The sequence below is a fragment of the Bartonella australis AUST/NH1 genome, assembly GCF_000341355.1.
GTDB classification, from domain to species: Bacteria; Pseudomonadota; Alphaproteobacteria; order Rhizobiales; family Rhizobiaceae; genus Bartonella; species Bartonella australis.
The window spans coordinates 22,576-40,133 of sequence record NC_020300.1 but is presented as its reverse complement, the minus strand read 5'-3'; the positions used below and the strand labels follow the sequence as shown (position 1 = coordinate 40,133).

Below are 17,558 nucleotides of genomic sequence, written 5' to 3'. Positions count from 1 at the left end.
CTGGTTGTGGTTTACCAAGCGGATCTCTACTAAGGGTAGTTTATTGTGCAGACTATATGAGAAAGCCCTGCCTCTGTTCTCCGTAGCGTGTAAAAAAAGGAACTCGCTTTATCCATCAAGACAGTATCAATTGTTCGCCCTTAATTAAAATAAGTTGAGGTAAATCATGTACTTATGAAATAAATATGTAATATATTTTCCAATCTACTTTTTGTTTTTCATTCTTTTTTTCTTGTGGGCGGTTTATGATTTTTACTTCTGCTTGTCGCGCTCTGCAGCGCCTTTTCACTTCGCAATATCGCGTTATAATGTTAAAAGAAATTGGGCTTACTTTCGCTATTATCGCCGTTGTATTGCTACTTATACGCCAGGTTTTTATGCACTATTTTGGGCCGTTATTTGCTTATTTTTTCCCCGAATTGTCGGAGTGGACGCTATGGTCGCAGTTAGGCGTGCTTGTCATTTTCAAACCCGGATTTATTTTGCCGATGGCCTTTTTGGTTTCTCTGACCGCAGCCATAATCGGTAGTTTTTTCGTTGATAGTGCTGCCGAAGTTATCGAAAAAGAAGATTACCCCGGTGAGCCTATTGGGCAAGCTATGCCATTCGAGCGTTCTTTTGTTCTCTCCCTGAAATTCGCCATGTTAAGCCTTTTTTGCAACGGAATCGCTTTTATCATAGCCTATATTATCTCGTTTTTTGTTCCTGGTATCAATTTCATTACCTTTTATGCTGTCAATGGCTATTTATTAGGCCATGAATATTTCGTTCTCTCTGCCCGCCGTTCTCAGTCTAAACAGGAAGCAGCGGCCCTTTTATACGCTCATCGTATGACCATTTTTGGCGCTGGTTTGTTGATAGTATTTTTTGCTTCTATTCCTGTTCTTAATTTAGCAACGCCACTTTTTGCGGCAGCTTTTATGACGTATTTACGCAAAATGCTTTCTCACAGCGCTTCTACGTCCGCTACGAGCAACGTTCGTTGACGGCTCATATATCCACAGTATAAAGCCCAAAATCAATATATTTTGGGCTTTTAAGTTTAAACATCTAAATTTCAGAATCGCATATTTTAAAAATTGAACCCAAAATTTTTCAAACTTTAAGAGGTGCGCTCTTCTTAATTGTTAAATAAAGCAATATGGGGCCGTCACACCGAACAAATATTTCGCGACAAAACAACTTAGTCTTAATGCGGTTTTGCAATATTGCTCACTTAAATATCGAAATATAGAGTCTCAGGAATTGTGCAACCTATCGAAATTAAAATTTGATTCTTTGCTAAAAAAGTGAAAAAATGCCCTGGCATTAGCCACGCTATAAGGGGATTTTCGCATCATTTTCCGATATAATAGCGAACAAGCGGGTATCCAAATACCATTTATACACGCTTAAATCCGGTTATTTTCGTAAAACCTCACTTCAGTAACGATGTGTTCCAGCATAATATCGCCGTAGCCGTTATTTAAGAAGACTCTCATTCCCCCGTTATATACATTGGTAGCTTGAAGTGATACTATAAGCGTTGATGATTGTATTATAGTCGGTGTACGCTCAAAAGAGCGCGAAGCGCTTTTTCTGTCAACACGTAGAAAGCGGGATTTAAGTTTATGTATTTATCAACTATAAACAAAGACCAAACAGCATCCCCGAATCTTGCAAAATAGCCCAAATTTCTCCTATTACGTCCCTGTAAAAGATATTGAAAACCGGATATTAAAAGAAACATTCTCAATTAATCTCGCAATTAAAGCAGTTAAGCGATATATGCCGCCGTGTCAGATATATAACGTTGTATATACTCATACCCTTTACAGTAAATTTGCATAAAGGCAGAATAAATTGCTAAAATTTCCAGCAAACTTGGTGTAGAGAATATTCTCGTCTAGGCTATGGCCGCTAAACTGGATAAACAAAAGGACATAAAAGGTAATGAAATTGGAGCTGTATGCACATTCGTAAAGAGGATTTAATGAAGCGGTTTGTTAAAAAAATAAGCTGAGCTATTAATCACTACGTTTCTTTAAACCACACAGGAAATGTGTAATATTTAAAAAGAGGCTACAAAGATGAACTGGATTACAAATTATGTTCGTCCTAAGATCAACTCGATGTTAGGGCGTCGCGAAATTCCGGACAATCTGTGGGTTAAAGATCCCACCAGCGGTGAAATGGTATTTCATAAAGACTTAGAAGCTAACCAATATGTGATGCCTGGCTCTGGTTATCATATGCGTATCAGCGCCAAAAATCGTCTCATGCATTTTTTTGATGAAGGTGTTTACACAACCCTTGAAAATCCAAAAGTTATAACGGACCCGCTAAAATTCCGTGACGAAAAACGCTATATCGACCGACTAAAAGATTATCGCTCCAAGCTTGGTGTTGATGATAACATCTTAAGTGCGCGGGGGACGATTGAGGGCCTACCTATTATCGCTACTGTCCAAGACTTTGCCTTTATGGGTGGGTCACTTGGCATGGCTTCAGGAGAAGCTATCATCAAAGCTTTTCATACTGCCATTGCAGATAGATGTCCCTTAGTGCTTTTTGCCGCATCAGGTGGAGCACGAATGCAAGAAGGGGTGCTATCACTGATGCAAATGCCCCGAACGACGGTAGCGATTGAAATGATAAAAGAAGCAAAACTTCCTTACATTGTGGTTTTAACTAATCCTACCACAGGTGGTGTTACTGCTTCTTACGCTATGCTAGGGGATGTCCACATCGCTGAACCTGGTGCTATGATTGGCTTTGCAGGGCCACGCGTCATTCAACAAACTATTCGCGAGACCTTGCCCGAGGGCTTTCAAAGTAGTGAATATCTCCTCAAACATGGCATGGTTGATATGGTTGTGTCACGTTTAGAAATGAAAGCCACCATTGCGCGGCTTTTACGCTTAATGACGAAATCTCCCGTATCTCTCGAGCCTGCTAATCAATCGCTAAAAGACACCCAACCACCGCTTGTTGAAACAAAAGTTGCTTAACTATGCAAAAAGGCCACATACAAGAAGTAGTAGATGATTTACGGAAATGCTATCCAGAGAAATTTGACCCTTCTTTAGATCGTATTTTGCGTCTTTTGGAACATCTTGGTAACCCGCATTTAAAACTTCCGCCTGTCGTTCATATTGCTGGAACAAACGGCAAAGGATCTGCTTCTGCTACCTGCCGTGCTCTCTTGGAAAGCACAGGTCACCGTGTTCACGTATACAGCTCACCTCATTTAGTTAACTGGAATGAACGCTGTCGACTAGGCAAAAATGGGGGTGGACAGCTTGTTACAGATACTCAATTAGCCGAAACAATCCGCTATGTTATGGAAGCGAACCGCAAAGAACCCATAACCGTTTTTGAAGTTTTCACAGCAGCGGCCTTTATGTTGTTTAGCACCTATCCGGCAGACGCAGTGATTTTGGAAACTGGGCTAGGGGGACGTTTTGATCCCACCAATGTAATCCACAAACCCGCTGTATCTCTTATTATGCCTATTGATTACGATCACGAAACCCTCCTAGGCAACACGATTACATCGATCGCTTTTCAAAAAGGGGGAATTATTAAACCAACTGTTCCTGTAGTCGTTGGCAAACAAGACCACGGTACAAATTATTCTATTTTAAGAGCCATTGCGGAAGAAAATAGGGCTCCCTCTTATCTTTTTAACCAAGATTATCAAAGCTACGAAGATCACGGGCGCATGATATTTCAAAATAACAATAACTTAATGGACCTCCCACTTCCAAAGCTCATCGGCGCGCACCAAATTGCCAATGCTGGTGCCTCTATCGAAGCAATTTATCAAGCAGGTTTTCAGCTCTCAGAACAAATAATCAGCCACGCTTTAAAAAATATTTACTGGCCAGCACGCATGCAACACCTTACCCATGGCAAATTGGTTGATCAATTTCCCCCCAGTACTGATTTATGGCTGGATGGCGGCCATAATCCTGCCGCTGGAAAAGCCATTGCAGTAATATTAACCCAATGGAAAAAAAAATCAAACCGTTCTATTGTCATGATTGCTGGCATGCTCAATACTAAAGACGCCGCCGGCTATTTTCGTCCTCTAGCTAATCTCGTAGATCAAGTATACACAATCCCGCTGACCTCTAGCGACGCAGGTACCCCCCCAACAATTTTGGCTCAATCAGCTCAGAAAGCGGGACTCATCGCCACCCCGCTAACTGATCTACAAAGTGCCTTACACAAAATTAAACTAGAGCATAAAAATGCGATCATCCTCATTGCCGGTTCCCTTTATCTTGCAGGCGATATTTTACGTGACAATGAAACACCACCATGCTAGGGACTCATTGTTTGTGTAGCTTTGATGTACGTGATATATAGAACTTTTCATCATGAAACTTGATTATACCCTTTACCAAAATCCTAAGCTTATAACTGTTTTTGGCGGCTCAGGTTTTGTAGGGCGGTATGTTGTTGAAGCTTTAACTAAGCGAGGTTATCGAGTTCGTATTGCCGCTCGTCGCCCACAAAATGCCTATTATATGCTGCAAATAGGCGAGGTAGGGCAGACTCAAATGCTTAAAACTGACGTCAAGGATCGTGCTTCTGTCGCGCGCGCGCTTCTTGGAGCAGATGGTGCGGTCTTTCTTCCCGGTAGTTTAGTGCAAGCAAATCAGCCCAATTTTCGCACTATACAAATTGATGGCGTGCGAAATGTTGCTGAATTAGCGGCTGAGGCTGGCATTTCGCTTATTTACACGTCATCACTCATCGCTAACGAAAGTACCTCATTCCCCTACGCCCATACTAAGTTTATGAGCGAGAAAATTATTCGTGATAAACATTCTCAAGCAATCATTATGCGCCCGTCGGTCATTTTTGGACCGGAAGATCGGTTTTTTAATACCTTGGCAAATTTATCCCGCTTTCTTCCAATTATGCCACTTTTTGGCGGTGGGCAAAATAAATTGCAACCTGTTTATGTTGGTGATATCGCCGAATTCGTCGTGCGTGCCTTAGGAGGGCGTATTGCCCCTGGGAAAAGTTATGACCTTGGTGGGCCCCAAATTATGACAGTCCAAAATGCTCTTGAAGATGTATTAAAAATTATTCATCGTGAGAAAATAATTGTACACATGCCCCTTTTTATGGGACTTTTTATCGGCAATCTTTTTAGAGCCATAGGGAAATTACCTATGTTACCGACACTTATAACCGCTAATCAAATACGTTTCCTACAAGCGGACAATATTGTTTCTCAAGAAGCCATAAAAAATAGATGTACTTTAGAAGGGGTAGGAATCACTCCCAGGGCAATGACAGTTATTGTGCCGAGTTACCTATGGCGGTTTCGCCCACACGGACAGTTTTCTCAAAACTTATCAGCTTGATATGTATCCTTCTTGCAATAAAATCACTTTTTATCTTATAAAGAAGAAAAGCAGTCGGTTTGGCTCTTGAACCCATATACACGTCTTTTATATAAGACGTAATTCTATAATAATCTCTTTAGCTATTCTCTATAGTCAACATGACACTGCTGATGTTTTCCTGTCAATGAAACTTGTAAAATCCTTTAAATATCGTCGGCAACGTTAATATTTAGCCCACAAATACATATTTATTGCACAGACTTACGGAAACTTGAAAAGAATTTTTTTTCGTATAAAGAAGCCTTTATATTCACTTGTATCTTTTACTTACCATTTTAAAAAAGCTAATTTTGAAGGAATAAAAATGGCCACTCAAGACTATATCGTCAAGGACATTGCACTCGCTGCTTACGGCCGTAAAGAGCTTAATATAGCGGAAATGGAAATGCCCGGCTTGATGGCTTGTCGTAAAGAATTTTCTTCCAGCCAGCCTTTACGTGGAGCGCGTATTTCCGGTTCATTGCATATGACCATCCAAACAGGCGTTTTGATTGAAACATTAAAAGCGATTGGCGCCGAAGTACGGTGGGCTTCTAGCAATATTTTTTCTACGCAAGACCATGCAGCGGCGGCCATTGCGGCAACTGGTACTGCTGTCTTCGCTGTTGAAGGTGAAACACTCGAAGAATATTGGGCATATATAGATGCAATTTTCCAATGGCCCGATGGCAACCCTTCTAATCTTATATTAGATGATGGAGGTGACGCTACAGACTATATTTTAACTGGCTGTCGCGCAGAAGTGAACAAGAATATTTTATCTCATCCCCAGACAAGAGAAGAAGAATTTTTTTTCAAACAAATCCAAAAGCGTATGACTGCTACACCAAGATTTTTTGAGCGCCAACGTGCAGCAATTAAAGGTGTAAGTGAAGAAACTACAACGGGTGTCTGTCGGCTTTATAAACTACAAAAAAAGGGGCTTTTGCCTTTTCCTGCTATTAATATTAATGATAGTGTTACCAAATCAAAATTTGATAATAAATACGGGTGCAGAGAATCATTAGTGGATGGCATTCGGCGCGGAACAGACGCGATGATAGCCGGAAAAACAGCTATCGTCTGCGGTTATGGCGACGTCGGTAAAGGTTCGGCAGCTTCCCTCTCGGGCGCCGGGGCTCGTGTTAAAGTAACAGAAATTGACCCCATTTGTGCCCTTCAAGCAGCCATGGACGGCTACGAAGTGGTCACTTTAGACGATGCAGCCTCTAGTGCTGATATTATCATAACGGCCACTGGCAACAAAGACGTTGTCCGTTTAGAACATATGCGGCAAGTTAAAGACATGTGTATTATGGGAAATATCGGCCATTTTGATAATGAAATCCAAGTATCTGCTCTTAGGAATTTGCAATGGACAAATATCAAACCGCAAGTTGATATGATCACTTTTCCTGATGGTAAGCGCATCATTTTATTATCTGAAGGGCGTTTATTAAACCTCGGTAATGCCACGGGCCACCCTTCTTTTGTTATGTCAGCTTCGTTTACCAACCAAGTTTTAGCGCAAATTGAACTCTTCACTCATACAGAAAATTACAAAAATGAAGTAACTATTTTACCTAAGCATCTCGATGAAAAAGTCGCACGTCTTCACCTTGATCGGTTAGGAATAAAATTAAGCGTTCTATCAGAAGAACAGGCTGCTTATATTGGAGTAACCCAGCGAGGACCTTATAAACCAGATCATTACCGCTACTAAAAAGTTTCTTTAATTTAAGAAAAAAAGAAAGACGCACCGTGCCCAGCTTTGGCGATTATGACCCCAAAGAAAAAATTATGAAAGTCACCCAAATTTGCGTGAGTATTTTCTGCTACCTTTCTCTCCTTTCTCCTGCATATGCTGCCGCCCACTCGCCTGCATTGCAACTGCCTCCTACTTTAGCTTTACCAGACGGCCTGTGGCTCATTTTAGCGCTCTCGGGAGGTATTTCTTGTGCTTTTATTTTCACATCTATAGTGGTCATTTTGAGCACAAAAAGGGCTGCACGGCGGTCTTTGAAGATGATTCAGGCAAATTTTTCCGAAAAACTCAGGCACTATGAATGGCTTTTAGAAGAAACAGAACAATGTCTTCTTATTTGGGAAAACCCCACAGACCTGCCACGCATAACTGGTAACGTTCCTGTATTAGAAAAAGCGGGTATTAACCAGAAAAATTTTCAATATTTTGAATTATGGCTCGAAGAAACCTCCGCACAGCAACTCGAGCAAGCACTGACTCGGCTGCGTTATAACAGCTGTCCTTTTGAACTTTCTATCACCGCTAAACATAAAATACTGCTGCAAGTCACAGGGGTAATCGCAGGAACGGCCGCTATCGCACGTTTTCAAAATATTTCGGCGCAGCAAAACGAAAATTCTCGTTTGCAGAAAGATTTTACCCGAATTTTTGCAAAACTGAAAATACAGGAAAATCTTCTCGACCATATTCAAGAACCAGTATGGATTCAAGATGGTGAAGGAAAAATTTGTTTTATGAATCGCATTTTTCGCGAAATGACGACCACCCAAGAAGGCAATAACGATCTCATTAGCCTTTTCAACGGAGCCACACAGCGTGAAACAGACAAAAAAGAAGCAGTTTTTCAAGATTATATTCACACAGTCATTGGTGGAGAGCGACGTTACTTTCACCTAACACGTATTATGACGGAAGAAGGAACAGCAACCTTCGCTCGTGACGAAAGTACGTATAAAAATCTCGCTAACGAAATCAAGCACATTCTTAAAAGCCATTATGAAACGCTAGACCAAATCTCGACCGCTGTTGCGATTTTTGATGCCAATCAAAAATTAAAATTCTGCAACCATGCTTTTAAAGTTTTATGGCCATTAGAAAGTACTTTTTTAGAAAATGAACCGAGCCATACACTATTTCTCGAACGTCTGCGCGAAGAAGGCCTCATCGGTGAACATCCTGATTGGCGCGCGTGGAAAGAAGAGCTTTTTAGAGCCTCTCAGCAAACAGAGCCAAATCAACAAATTTGGAATCTACCTGACGGGCGTACAGTGCACGTCATTTCCCGACCTCACCCACAAGGAGGCATCACTTGGCTCTATGAAAACCTCACAGAAAAAATTGATCTTGAGCGACGTTATAATACACTGATCAAAATACAAGGAGAAACACTCGATAAACTTTCTGAAGGAGTCGTCGTTTTTGGCGCTGATGGGCGGCTTCGTTTATCTAATCCAGCCTTATCAAAATTATGGTCTCTTCCTTATAATTTGCTTGTAGAAGGCATTCATATCACGCAACTACAAGCGCATTGTTCAACCTTAATGATAGGGAAAGAATGGGACAAATTCGCTCAATTCGTTACCGGTTTTTCTGAAAAACGTGACACATGTTCCGGCCGCATAGATCTGAAAAATGGGACGATCATCGATTATACATTGGTTCCCCTCCTTGATGGACAAACAATGCTAACCTTTGTTAATGTCACTGACACTGTTCACATCGCGCGCGCACTTCAAGAAAAAAATGAAGCTTTAGAAAGCGCTGACCGTCTGCGCAATGAGTTTGTTCAACATGTTTCTTATGAATTGCGCACACCTCTTACCAATATTATTGGGTTTTCAGATATTTTACGTGATCAAATTTTCGGCTCTATCAATGAACGCCAACACGAATATCTTGGCTATATCCATTCGGAGTCAGGCACACTTTTGAACATCGTTAATGATATTCTCGACCTTGCAACCCTTGATGCAGGTATCATGGAACTCAACATAAAACCTGTCGATATTGCCGAGGCTATGGCACAAGCAGCAGCACGAGTGGAAGAACGCCTCAATGGGCGTCATATTGTACTTTTACAGAAAATTTCTCCTTCCTTAAATTTTATTTTTTCTGACGCAATGCGTTTGCACCAAATTTTTGTTAATATCCTCAGTAATGCTGCCAATTTTGCAACAGAAGGGAGCACTATCGAATTTCACGCTGATATGCAAGGAGACGACATAGTTTTTAGCGTTCATAATGAAGGATCTGACATTCCGAATGATGTTCTTGACCGGATTTTCAAACGTTTTTCTTCTCATGCGCATCACGGTGGGCGTGCAGGAGCGGGTCTGGGCCTTTCCCTCGTTAAAAGTTTCGTTGAACTTCACAATGGACGCGTTGAAATTCTTACCGGAACAGGCCAAGGAACGACGGTGAAGTGCTTTTTTCCTGGACAGAAAGAAAATAAAGTTTTTTAACTTCGCATCGTACTATCGCAAAATTTTTGCTCATTAATTCAGTGGGAAATTTTAATGAATTTTAGTTTTTTTCTCAAAAATGAAGAAGCAACAAAACTCTTTGCGAGAGATTTAGCTCTTATCTTAAAGCCGGGCGACCTCGTGACGCTCCAAGGCGATCTTGGGGCAGGAAAAACAACTATCGCTCGTGAGCTCATTCGCACACTTGCCAATGATAACACTCTAGACGTTCTAAGCCCTACTTTTACCCTCGTTCAAAGCTATCAACTTCCAGGATTTGAGATCATTCATGCTGACCTTTATCGCCTTTCTATGGCAGAAGAAATTGACGAACTCGGACTTCATGAAGCACGTGGAGAAAGTATTATATTGATTGAATGGCCGGAAAAAGGGGCAAATCTTTTAGGGCCTGCTACTTTTTCTATCGCCGTACATTATGAAAATTGTGGACGTCGTATCGTTTTTACATCAGCAGAACATTCCGCCGAACATCTGCACCAATCTCTCGCCGTTCGTACTTTTTGAACAACCCGTGGTCATAGTTATGTATATCGGCATTTTTTAGCTGACAGCGCTACCGAACTGTAAAAACACAACAATAAAATGATTTTATCGCTGACCGACAAGAAAAATGACTTTTAGTAACCTAAGAAAAGTCTTTCATGATATTACTCTCCAGACCAATCTAAATATCTTTATCCGGGCAACCGCCTATCCCACTTTCTTAGACTCTCTGTGATAAAGCTATTGTATAAACACAATTTTTCAGTTTTCTCCTCAACAGGAATTAGATACAATCGAAATGACTCGCATAATGGATAAAGCTGAAATTTTTCCCACACTTAAAACAAAATAACATGACTCATAAGCCACGCGTATTTTCTATTTCCCCCGGAACGCCTTTTTTGCCTCATTTTGTTGACGCGCTTCTTTCGGGTGCTCTTATTGGCGACTTTGCACTAAATGGTGATGTTCAAACCGCTCTAGCTGATACTCTCATTTATGTCCCAACACGCCGTGCTGCTCGTGCCTTGAGTGCCGCTTTCGTTGAAAAAAGCCGTACACAGTCAAGTTTTCTGCCAATTATTCGCCCTCTAGGAGATGTAAACGAAGAAGATTTCTTTTTTTTTGAAGACCATACCAATAATTTAGTCCCCCCTCCTTCCATTGGAGAAAGTGAGCGTCTTCTTCTTTTAGCACGCCTTATCCGCTCTTGGCGTGAAAATTTGCCCGCCCACCTGCGTGCTGTATTTGGTGCAGAAGATACGCTCATGTCCGCTCGTACCGCCGATGCAATCTGGCTCGCTCAAGATTTAGCGTGTTTGATGGATGAAATTGAAACAGAATCCGCAGATTGGTCAAAACTTAGAGACATTGTGCCTGACACGGTTGCTGAATGGTGGCAAATAACTTTAGATTTTCTCACTATTGTTACGCAAAACTGGCCTCAAATCTTAAAAGAAAGACAACGAAGTAATCCGGCTGAACGGCGCAATCAAGCCCTTAAAATGCAAGCGGACATCTTACAATATACGCAACCCGATAAACCTATTATTGCAGCCGGTGCAACAGGCTCTATCCCCGCAGTTGCACATCTTCTAAAGGTCATTTCCTGCTTGCCCAAAGGCGCCGTTATTCTCCCAGGTCTCGATCTTCACATGGATGAAGCGCAGTGGGACGCGTTAGGTGCAATGCATACCCATCATACCCTTAAAACAGCTTCTGTCCCCGATCATACTCCTCCTGCCTTCGGTCATCCCCAATACCATTTTAAAAAACTTTTATCCTTGATGAAATGCCAACGCATCCATGTCCGTGAAATTGGCCAGCAGAGCGCAATAAAGAAAAAACGCACGGCTCTTTTATCAGAAGCATTACGGCCTGCCTCTACCACAGATTCGTGGGCAAAAATTGTACGCAATGATTATGAAAACCTTTGCGCAGATTGGTCATTAATTGAAGCCATGAATGAGCGCGAAGAGGCCTTAGCTATCGCTGTCGCATTGCGTAACGCTATTGAAGAGTTCCCAAAAACTGCGGCTCTCATTACAAATGACCGCAATTTAGCACGCCGTGTCACAGCTGAGTTACAACGCTTTGGCATTGAAGCGAATGATTCAGGTGGCATACCACTCGCACAAACCACGCCTTCAACCCTGTTACGGCTTCTTTTAGAAAATATATTCAAACCCGGTGACGTTGTTTCTTTTCTATCTCTTCTGAAGCATCCACTTACAACGCTAGGGCAAAATCGTTGTCATTTGCGTGAAATAACAGAAAATTTTGAATTATTTGTTCTTCGGGAGAGCACCAACCGTATTGACCTTTGCGACTGCGAGCAATTTCTCGAAACGTGGATAAAAACACGTTCCTATAATATTTCTGACAAAAGTACCCTAGATCCAAAAAAAAGCGAAGAAGCACGTTTCCTTTGTCATCTTTTAGCCAAAGCAGTTAAACCACTAGTGTCTCTCATGCAACAAGATAGAGAATGCAGCATCAATGAGGCTATTACAGCGACTATTGAAGTTTTTGAAAATTTTGGACGTAAAGATGACGATTCTCTCATGCATCTTTATCAAGATGAAGCGGGAAAAGCTTTATCAATTTTTTTACGTGAATTGATCACTGATCAGTCGGAATTAAAATTTCGTCTTTGCGAATGGCCCGCTGTATTTTCGGCCCTTATAGCTACCCGCTCTGTGACCCCTCCTCCTGGTGGGCATCCGCGTCTATTTATATGGGGTACTTTAGAATCACGCTTGCAAACTGTCGATACAGTAGTTATAGGCGGCCTAAACGAAGGATCGTGGCCTATAACCACTCGTAATGACGCTTTTTTATCACGGCCAATGAAAATGGCGTTAACTCTCGAACCGCCAGAACAACGTATCGGCCTTTCCGCCCACGATTTTCAATGGGCTATGGGAATGGATAAAGTTGTGATGAGCCGCGCAACACGAGTTAATCATGCTCCCTCTATTCCTTCACGTTGGCTACAACGCTTGGAAACAGTCGTAGGTCAACGAGTATGGAAGCAAATCCGCACGCGGGGTGCAATATTTCTTCGTTGGGCAAAAATGCTCGACAACACAGATATAACCTCTTTTTCAGTACGACCTTGCCCTGTACCGCCGCTTTGTACGCGTCCACGTCATTTTTCAGTAACTGAAATAGAAACGTTACGGTACGATCCTTATGCTATTTATGCAAAAAAAGTTCTGCGTCTTAGGCCGCTTAAAGAACTCACTCACGACCCCAGCGCCGCTGAACGCGGAATACTCTACCACGCTATTCTTGCAGCTTTTTGCGCACAAATAAAAGACCCTCACGCCGCCAATGCGTTAGATGCATTATTGGCTATTGGATGTAAAGAATTTGATAAATTGAACCTGCCTTCAGATATTCGAGCAATTTGGTGGCCAATTTTTGAAAATATTGCTCCTTTTATTCTTGAATGGGAACGAAGTCTCGGACCTAGAGAACGATATGCCGAAGTAATTGCTCGAGAAACGCCTATAGGGACAACAGGTGTAACTCTTTCTGGACGCGCTGATCGCATTGATATTTTACCGGGGAAAATGGCTGAAATTATCGATTTCAAAACGAATACCCCCCCTTCATCCAAACAAGTCTTTACCTTATTATCTCCACAATTAGCATTAGAAGCAGCTTTGTTAATGCAAAAAGCCTTTATAAACCTGCAAGATATCACCCCATTAAATTTATTTTATATCCCCTTGGGAAAACAAGGTGAAATTAAGCCTCAATCAGTCATCTCCAATAGAAAAGTAGACAATCATAAAAGTGCTATTTCTCTCGGTGAAAAAGCGTGGGAACACCTCATTGCATTGATCAATTATTATCAAAACCCACAGCAAGGCTACCTATCACACGCAATACCCTCAAAAAAAAGTTATGAAGGTGATTATGATCATCTAGCGCGACTGCTAGAATGGTCCAGTGGCCTGCACAAAGCGGAGAAGCTATGACTCTTTTTTCCATTCCTGAAGCGGCCCTTGATGCACAAAAAACGGCCATTCACCCAGAAACAAGTGCCTGGGTCTCCGCGAATGCAGGGTCCGGCAAAACCCACGTCTTAAGTGAACGTGTCGTCCGCTTGCTTTTAAACGGCACTCCTCCCTCACGTATTTTATGTCTTACTTATACCAATGCAGCAGCAGCCGTTATGCAATCACGTATTTTTCGTACACTTTCCAGTTGGAGTGAACTTCATGATGCAGAACTCCAAACTGTCTTATCAAACCTTGAAAATAAACCTATCAATGCACAAAAATTAACTTATGCGCGCCAATTGTTCGCTCACGCTCTTGAAACACCAGGTGGCCTAAAAATCCAAACTATCCACGCATTTTGCGAAGCTTTATTGCACCAATTTTCTCTCGAAGCCAATATCGCTGGCCATTTTGAATTACTAGACGATATAAACCGAAAAAAATTATTGCAGCAAGCCCGCTTCCAACTTTTGACGCGCGATGACACGCAGCCCATTTTAAAAGAGTTGCTTAAAACTGTCAATGAAAGCGCTCTCAATCAATTGCTCGATGAAACTGCTCAAAAACAGCATGAAATATCTGGTTTCTTAACCTTCATTCTATCTGAAGGTGGAGAAGAACGATTACGTACAATCCTTGATTTAGCGCCTAATGAAACAAGCAAAATGCTTCTGGAAAAAATTAAACAAGCCGCTTTACTTTCTCCTCACGCGCTCAAATATTGTCAAACCCATGAACATAAAAAAGCCACTGATATAACAGCGAAACTCTCGCAATTAGCGACCATTTCTGATGAAACCAATATCATTAAAATTGTTTCAAATATTTATTTTACATCTCTAGGTAAGCCGCGCGATTTTTCGCATTTATTGCCTAAAAAACCAGATGAAATTTGGCAATTTATTCAAAAAGAGATTGAAGATAAACAAAATAATCTGTCTGTTCTTTTAGATAAATATCAATGCGCAAAACTCGCTACACTCAATATGACTGCTTTTCAACTGTGCGCCATTTATCTTAAGATTTATACGGACTTAAAAAAAGCTAAAGGTTTGTTGGATTTTGATGATCTCATCGAACACACACTTTATTTATTGCAGCGCAAAGGCGCAGGTGAATGGGTACAATACAAACTTGATCGTGGTATTGACCATATTCTACTTGATGAAGCGCAAGATACCAATCCTAAACAATGGCAAATTATTCAGCTTTTAGCGCAAGAATTTTTCACTGGTCATAGCCAACGCACAAACATACGTACTATTTTCGCTGTCGGTGATGAAAAGCAATCCATTTATTCTTTCCAAGGTGCTGCACCGGAAAATTTTGCCACGAATGGTCGAATGATTCAAAAAAAAGTACAGCAAGTTAATCAGAAATTTCAAAAAATACAGTTGAATTATTCTTTTCGCTCTACAGCTGATGTCCTTAAAAGTGTCGATCTTGTTTTCTCAACACCAGAAAATTACAAAGGACTCTCAGCAGAAAATGCGAAGACAGTGCACGAGCCTGTTCGTCTTCATAGCCCAGGCGATGTTATTGTATGGGATGCCATTTCCAAAGAAGAAAACCAATTACCTGATGATTGGCGCTTAACTGTTGACCACCTAGACACACCTGAAACGCGTTTAGCCGATAAAATTGCCGAAACCATTGGTCATTGGCTAAAAAAAGGGGAAATACTTCCGGCAAAAGGGCGTTTACTACGTGCTAGTGATATAATGATTTTAGTTCGTAAACGTGATCAGTTTATATCTGCTCTTTCCCGTTCACTCAAATTACGAAACATCCCCGTCGCTGGCACTGATCGTTTACAGTTAACTAGTCATATTAGTGTACGCGATTTGATGGCGCTTGCGCGTTTTGTCCTACAGCCCCAAGATGATCTTTCCCTTGCATGCGTTTTAAAAAGCCCACTTTTTTCGTTGAGTGAAGATGAACTTTACCAGCTTGCCGCTCAACGTACGGGGTCACTTTGGCAAAGTCTGCGCACTCACGCTCCGTTGTGTGCATCTTTTAAAAGCGCTCTTAAGAATCTCGATAAATACCGCACTTTAGTCGATAAAGTACCAGTTTTTGAATTTTATAGCCATATTCTTAACAATGACAAAGGCCGACAAAAAATTCTTTCTCGTTTAGGATCTGAAGCAAATGACGTACTTGACGCTTTTATGGATTACACGCTCGCCATTCAAAAAACTGGTTTACCGGGGCTACAAGCTTTTTTAGAAACATTGAGTGCGAGTAAACCAGAAATTAAACGTGAGCTTGATCAAAACCACGAAGAAGTCCGCATTATGACCGTCCATGCAGCTAAAGGATTGGAAGCGGCTGTTGTGTTTTTGGTTGATTCAGGAAGTGCAATTTGGCATAAACAGCACGCACCGCATCTCCTTAAATTGCCCTTAGACAGCAGACAAGCTTTTATCTGGTATCCAAATGTAAACTTTAATACAAAACTCATGGAAAAAGCATCTTCGCGTTTAACGGAGCACGCAGAAGAGGAGTATAAGCGCCTTCTCTACGTGGGAATGACGCGCGCTGAAGATAGATTAATTGTTTGCGGTTATGAACGCGGGAAAAAAATTCCTAATACGTGGCTAAAATTGGTAAAGAAAGCCCTCGAACCGCACGCGGTTTCTATAAAGGGCCCCGCGGAAGACATCACAGCTTGGCGTTATTGCGTCACACCTTCTCCTCCTATTTCAGTGAATCAAGGAGAATTTTCTGAGGCTGACCAAACATTTCCGATTTTACCCGCTTTTTTTTATAACAAAGCACTTGCAGAATCGCCTATACAAAGCCCCTTAAGACCTTCGGTAGCCAGCTTATTCAGCGAAGAAAATACAGAGCTTTCTCTCAATCCAAAACAACAAAGCGTTTCACCTATTTTAGGGGAAGAAAGCGCCAATAAAGCTTTTCCTGTTGAATACGGTAATCTAGTCCACCGATTACTGCAATATCTCCCTAATTGCCCCCCTAAAAAACGTCGAGATTATGCCAAACATTACCTAAACACCAGAGCACCTCACTGGCATGAAGCTCAAAGAAGAAACGCATTCGACGATGTCCTGAAACTTTTAGAAAACCCGCATCTTAAATTACTTTTTTCTGGTCCTTCTCGTGCTGAAGTGCCGTTGATGGGCACCTTAAAAATTCATGACAGAGAGCAGGTCATTTCTGGTAAAATCGACCGTCTCCTTATCACCCAGGAAAGCATCCTCTTTGCTGATTTCAAAACTGGAGTCTCGCCGAAAGATGAAAAAGACATCGCTCCGCATTATTTTCTGCAAATGGCTCTTTATCAAAAACTCCTGCAAAGCATTTACCCTAAGAAAGACACCCAAGGCCTTCTTATTTATACTGAAGAAGCAAAAATCTTTACACTTACTTCCCAAAAACTAGACGAATTCTTCAACAAAATCACCCTATAGATAAAGAAAACCTTCCTAAAAACCCGCTGTTAATTTATCTTTGCAATAACTTGACTTCAATCGCCACAGTACCAATGTGCAAAAACAGATATAAAAAGGATAAATTCATGACGTGTACAAAAGCTGACAGCGCCAATTTTGAAAGCGAAGTCCTTACTTCTTCCATCCCCGTCGTCGTTGATTTTTGGGCGGAGTGGTGCAACCCTTGCAAAATAATCGCGCCCATACTTGATGAAATTGCAGCAGAAATGCAAGGCCAAGTAAAAATTGTCAAAGTCAACATCGACGAAAATCCGGACTTGGCCACCAAATATGGAGTACGCTCGATTCCCACTTTATTAATGTTCAAAAATGGAAATATCTCATCCAATATGGTCGGTGCCACTTCTAAAGGAAATCTTTCCAAATGGATTAAAGATGGTCTTCTTTAGATTTACCTGCAGCGACTTTCGTCATAAAAAGGCTTAAGCGACATTTTTTGCTTAGCCTTTTTAAAG

The 17,558-nt window shown here is 41.4% G+C and carries 9 protein-coding genes and 1 pseudogene; all 10 read left to right on the top strand.

The annotated features are described in order from the left end of the window. The first annotated feature begins 245 nt into the window (after window positions 1-245). Window positions 246-986 carry a sulfate transporter family protein gene (locus BANH1_RS00165; RefSeq protein WP_015397434.1) on the top strand — a complete coding sequence of 247 codons (741 nt, stop codon included), beginning with the start codon at window positions 246-248 and terminating at the stop codon, window positions 984-986. 1,083 nt (window positions 987-2,069) lie between these two features. After that, a complete protein-coding gene (gene accD / locus BANH1_RS00160) occupies window positions 2,070-2,990 on the top strand; it encodes an acetyl-CoA carboxylase, carboxyltransferase subunit beta (protein WP_015397433.1) in 921 nt (306 codons plus the stop codon). A gap of 2 nt (window positions 2,991-2,992) precedes the next feature. After that, window positions 2,993-4,312 carry a bifunctional folylpolyglutamate synthase/dihydrofolate synthase gene (locus BANH1_RS00155; protein WP_015397432.1) on the top strand — a complete coding sequence of 440 codons (1,320 nt, stop codon included), beginning with the start codon at window positions 2,993-2,995 and terminating at the stop codon, window positions 4,310-4,312. A 52-nt stretch (window positions 4,313-4,364) separates the two neighbouring features. Next, entirely contained in the window at window positions 4,365-5,363 is a 999-nt protein-coding gene (locus BANH1_RS00150; RefSeq protein WP_015397431.1) for a complex I NDUFA9 subunit family protein, read from the top strand. 346 nt (window positions 5,364-5,709) lie between these two features. Then, window positions 5,710-7,107 carry an adenosylhomocysteinase gene (gene ahcY, locus BANH1_RS00145; RefSeq protein WP_015397430.1) on the top strand — a complete coding sequence of 466 codons (1,398 nt, stop codon included), beginning with the start codon at window positions 5,710-5,712 and terminating at the stop codon, window positions 7,105-7,107. Window positions 7,108-7,145: 38 nt separating this feature from the next. Further along, complete coding sequence (locus BANH1_RS00140; protein WP_015397429.1) at window positions 7,146-9,611, top strand: sensor histidine kinase; 2,466 nt, start codon at window positions 7,146-7,148, stop codon at window positions 9,609-9,611. 54 nt (window positions 9,612-9,665) lie between these two features. Continuing rightward, window positions 9,666-10,133, top strand: a pseudogene (locus BANH1_RS00135) (bifunctional alanine racemase/tRNA (adenosine(37)-N6)-threonylcarbamoyltransferase complex ATPase subunit type 1 TsaE); the annotation flags it as partial. Between the two features lie 335 nt (window positions 10,134-10,468). Next, on the top strand, window positions 10,469-13,603 hold the full coding sequence (gene addB / locus BANH1_RS00130) for a double-strand break repair protein AddB (protein ID WP_015397427.1): 3,135 nt from the start codon (window positions 10,469-10,471) through the stop codon (window positions 13,601-13,603). Further along, entirely contained in the window at window positions 13,600-17,061 is a 3,462-nt protein-coding gene (gene addA, locus BANH1_RS00125; RefSeq protein ID WP_015397426.1) for a double-strand break repair helicase AddA, read from the top strand. The genes addB and addA overlap by 4 nt, the downstream gene beginning before the upstream one ends. 107 nt (window positions 17,062-17,168) lie before the next feature. Further along, entirely contained in the window at window positions 17,169-17,492 is a 324-nt protein-coding gene (gene trxA, locus BANH1_RS00120) for a thioredoxin (RefSeq protein WP_015397425.1), read from the top strand. Window positions 17,493-17,558 lie beyond the last annotated feature (66 nt).

What these genes read in the sequence shown, in the direction of transcription:
- BANH1_RS00165 (WP_015397434.1), top strand. Translation starts at nt 246, where the DNA reads ATGATTTTTACTTCTGCTTGTCGCGCTCTGCAGCGCCTTTTCACTTCG.
- accD (WP_015397433.1), top strand. Translation starts at nt 2,070, where the DNA reads ATGAACTGGATTACAAATTATGTTCGTCCTAAGATCAACTCGATGTTA.
- BANH1_RS00155 (WP_015397432.1), top strand. Translation starts at nt 2,993, where the DNA reads ATGCAAAAAGGCCACATACAAGAAGTAGTAGATGATTTACGGAAATGC.
- BANH1_RS00150 (WP_015397431.1), top strand. Translation starts at nt 4,365, where the DNA reads ATGAAACTTGATTATACCCTTTACCAAAATCCTAAGCTTATAACTGTT.
- ahcY (WP_015397430.1), top strand. Translation starts at nt 5,710, where the DNA reads ATGGCCACTCAAGACTATATCGTCAAGGACATTGCACTCGCTGCTTAC.
- addB (WP_015397427.1), top strand. Translation starts at nt 10,469, where the DNA reads ATGACTCATAAGCCACGCGTATTTTCTATTTCCCCCGGAACGCCTTTT.
- addA (WP_015397426.1), top strand. Translation starts at nt 13,600, where the DNA reads ATGACTCTTTTTTCCATTCCTGAAGCGGCCCTTGATGCACAAAAAACG.
- trxA (WP_015397425.1), top strand. Translation starts at nt 17,169, where the DNA reads ATGACGTGTACAAAAGCTGACAGCGCCAATTTTGAAAGCGAAGTCCTT.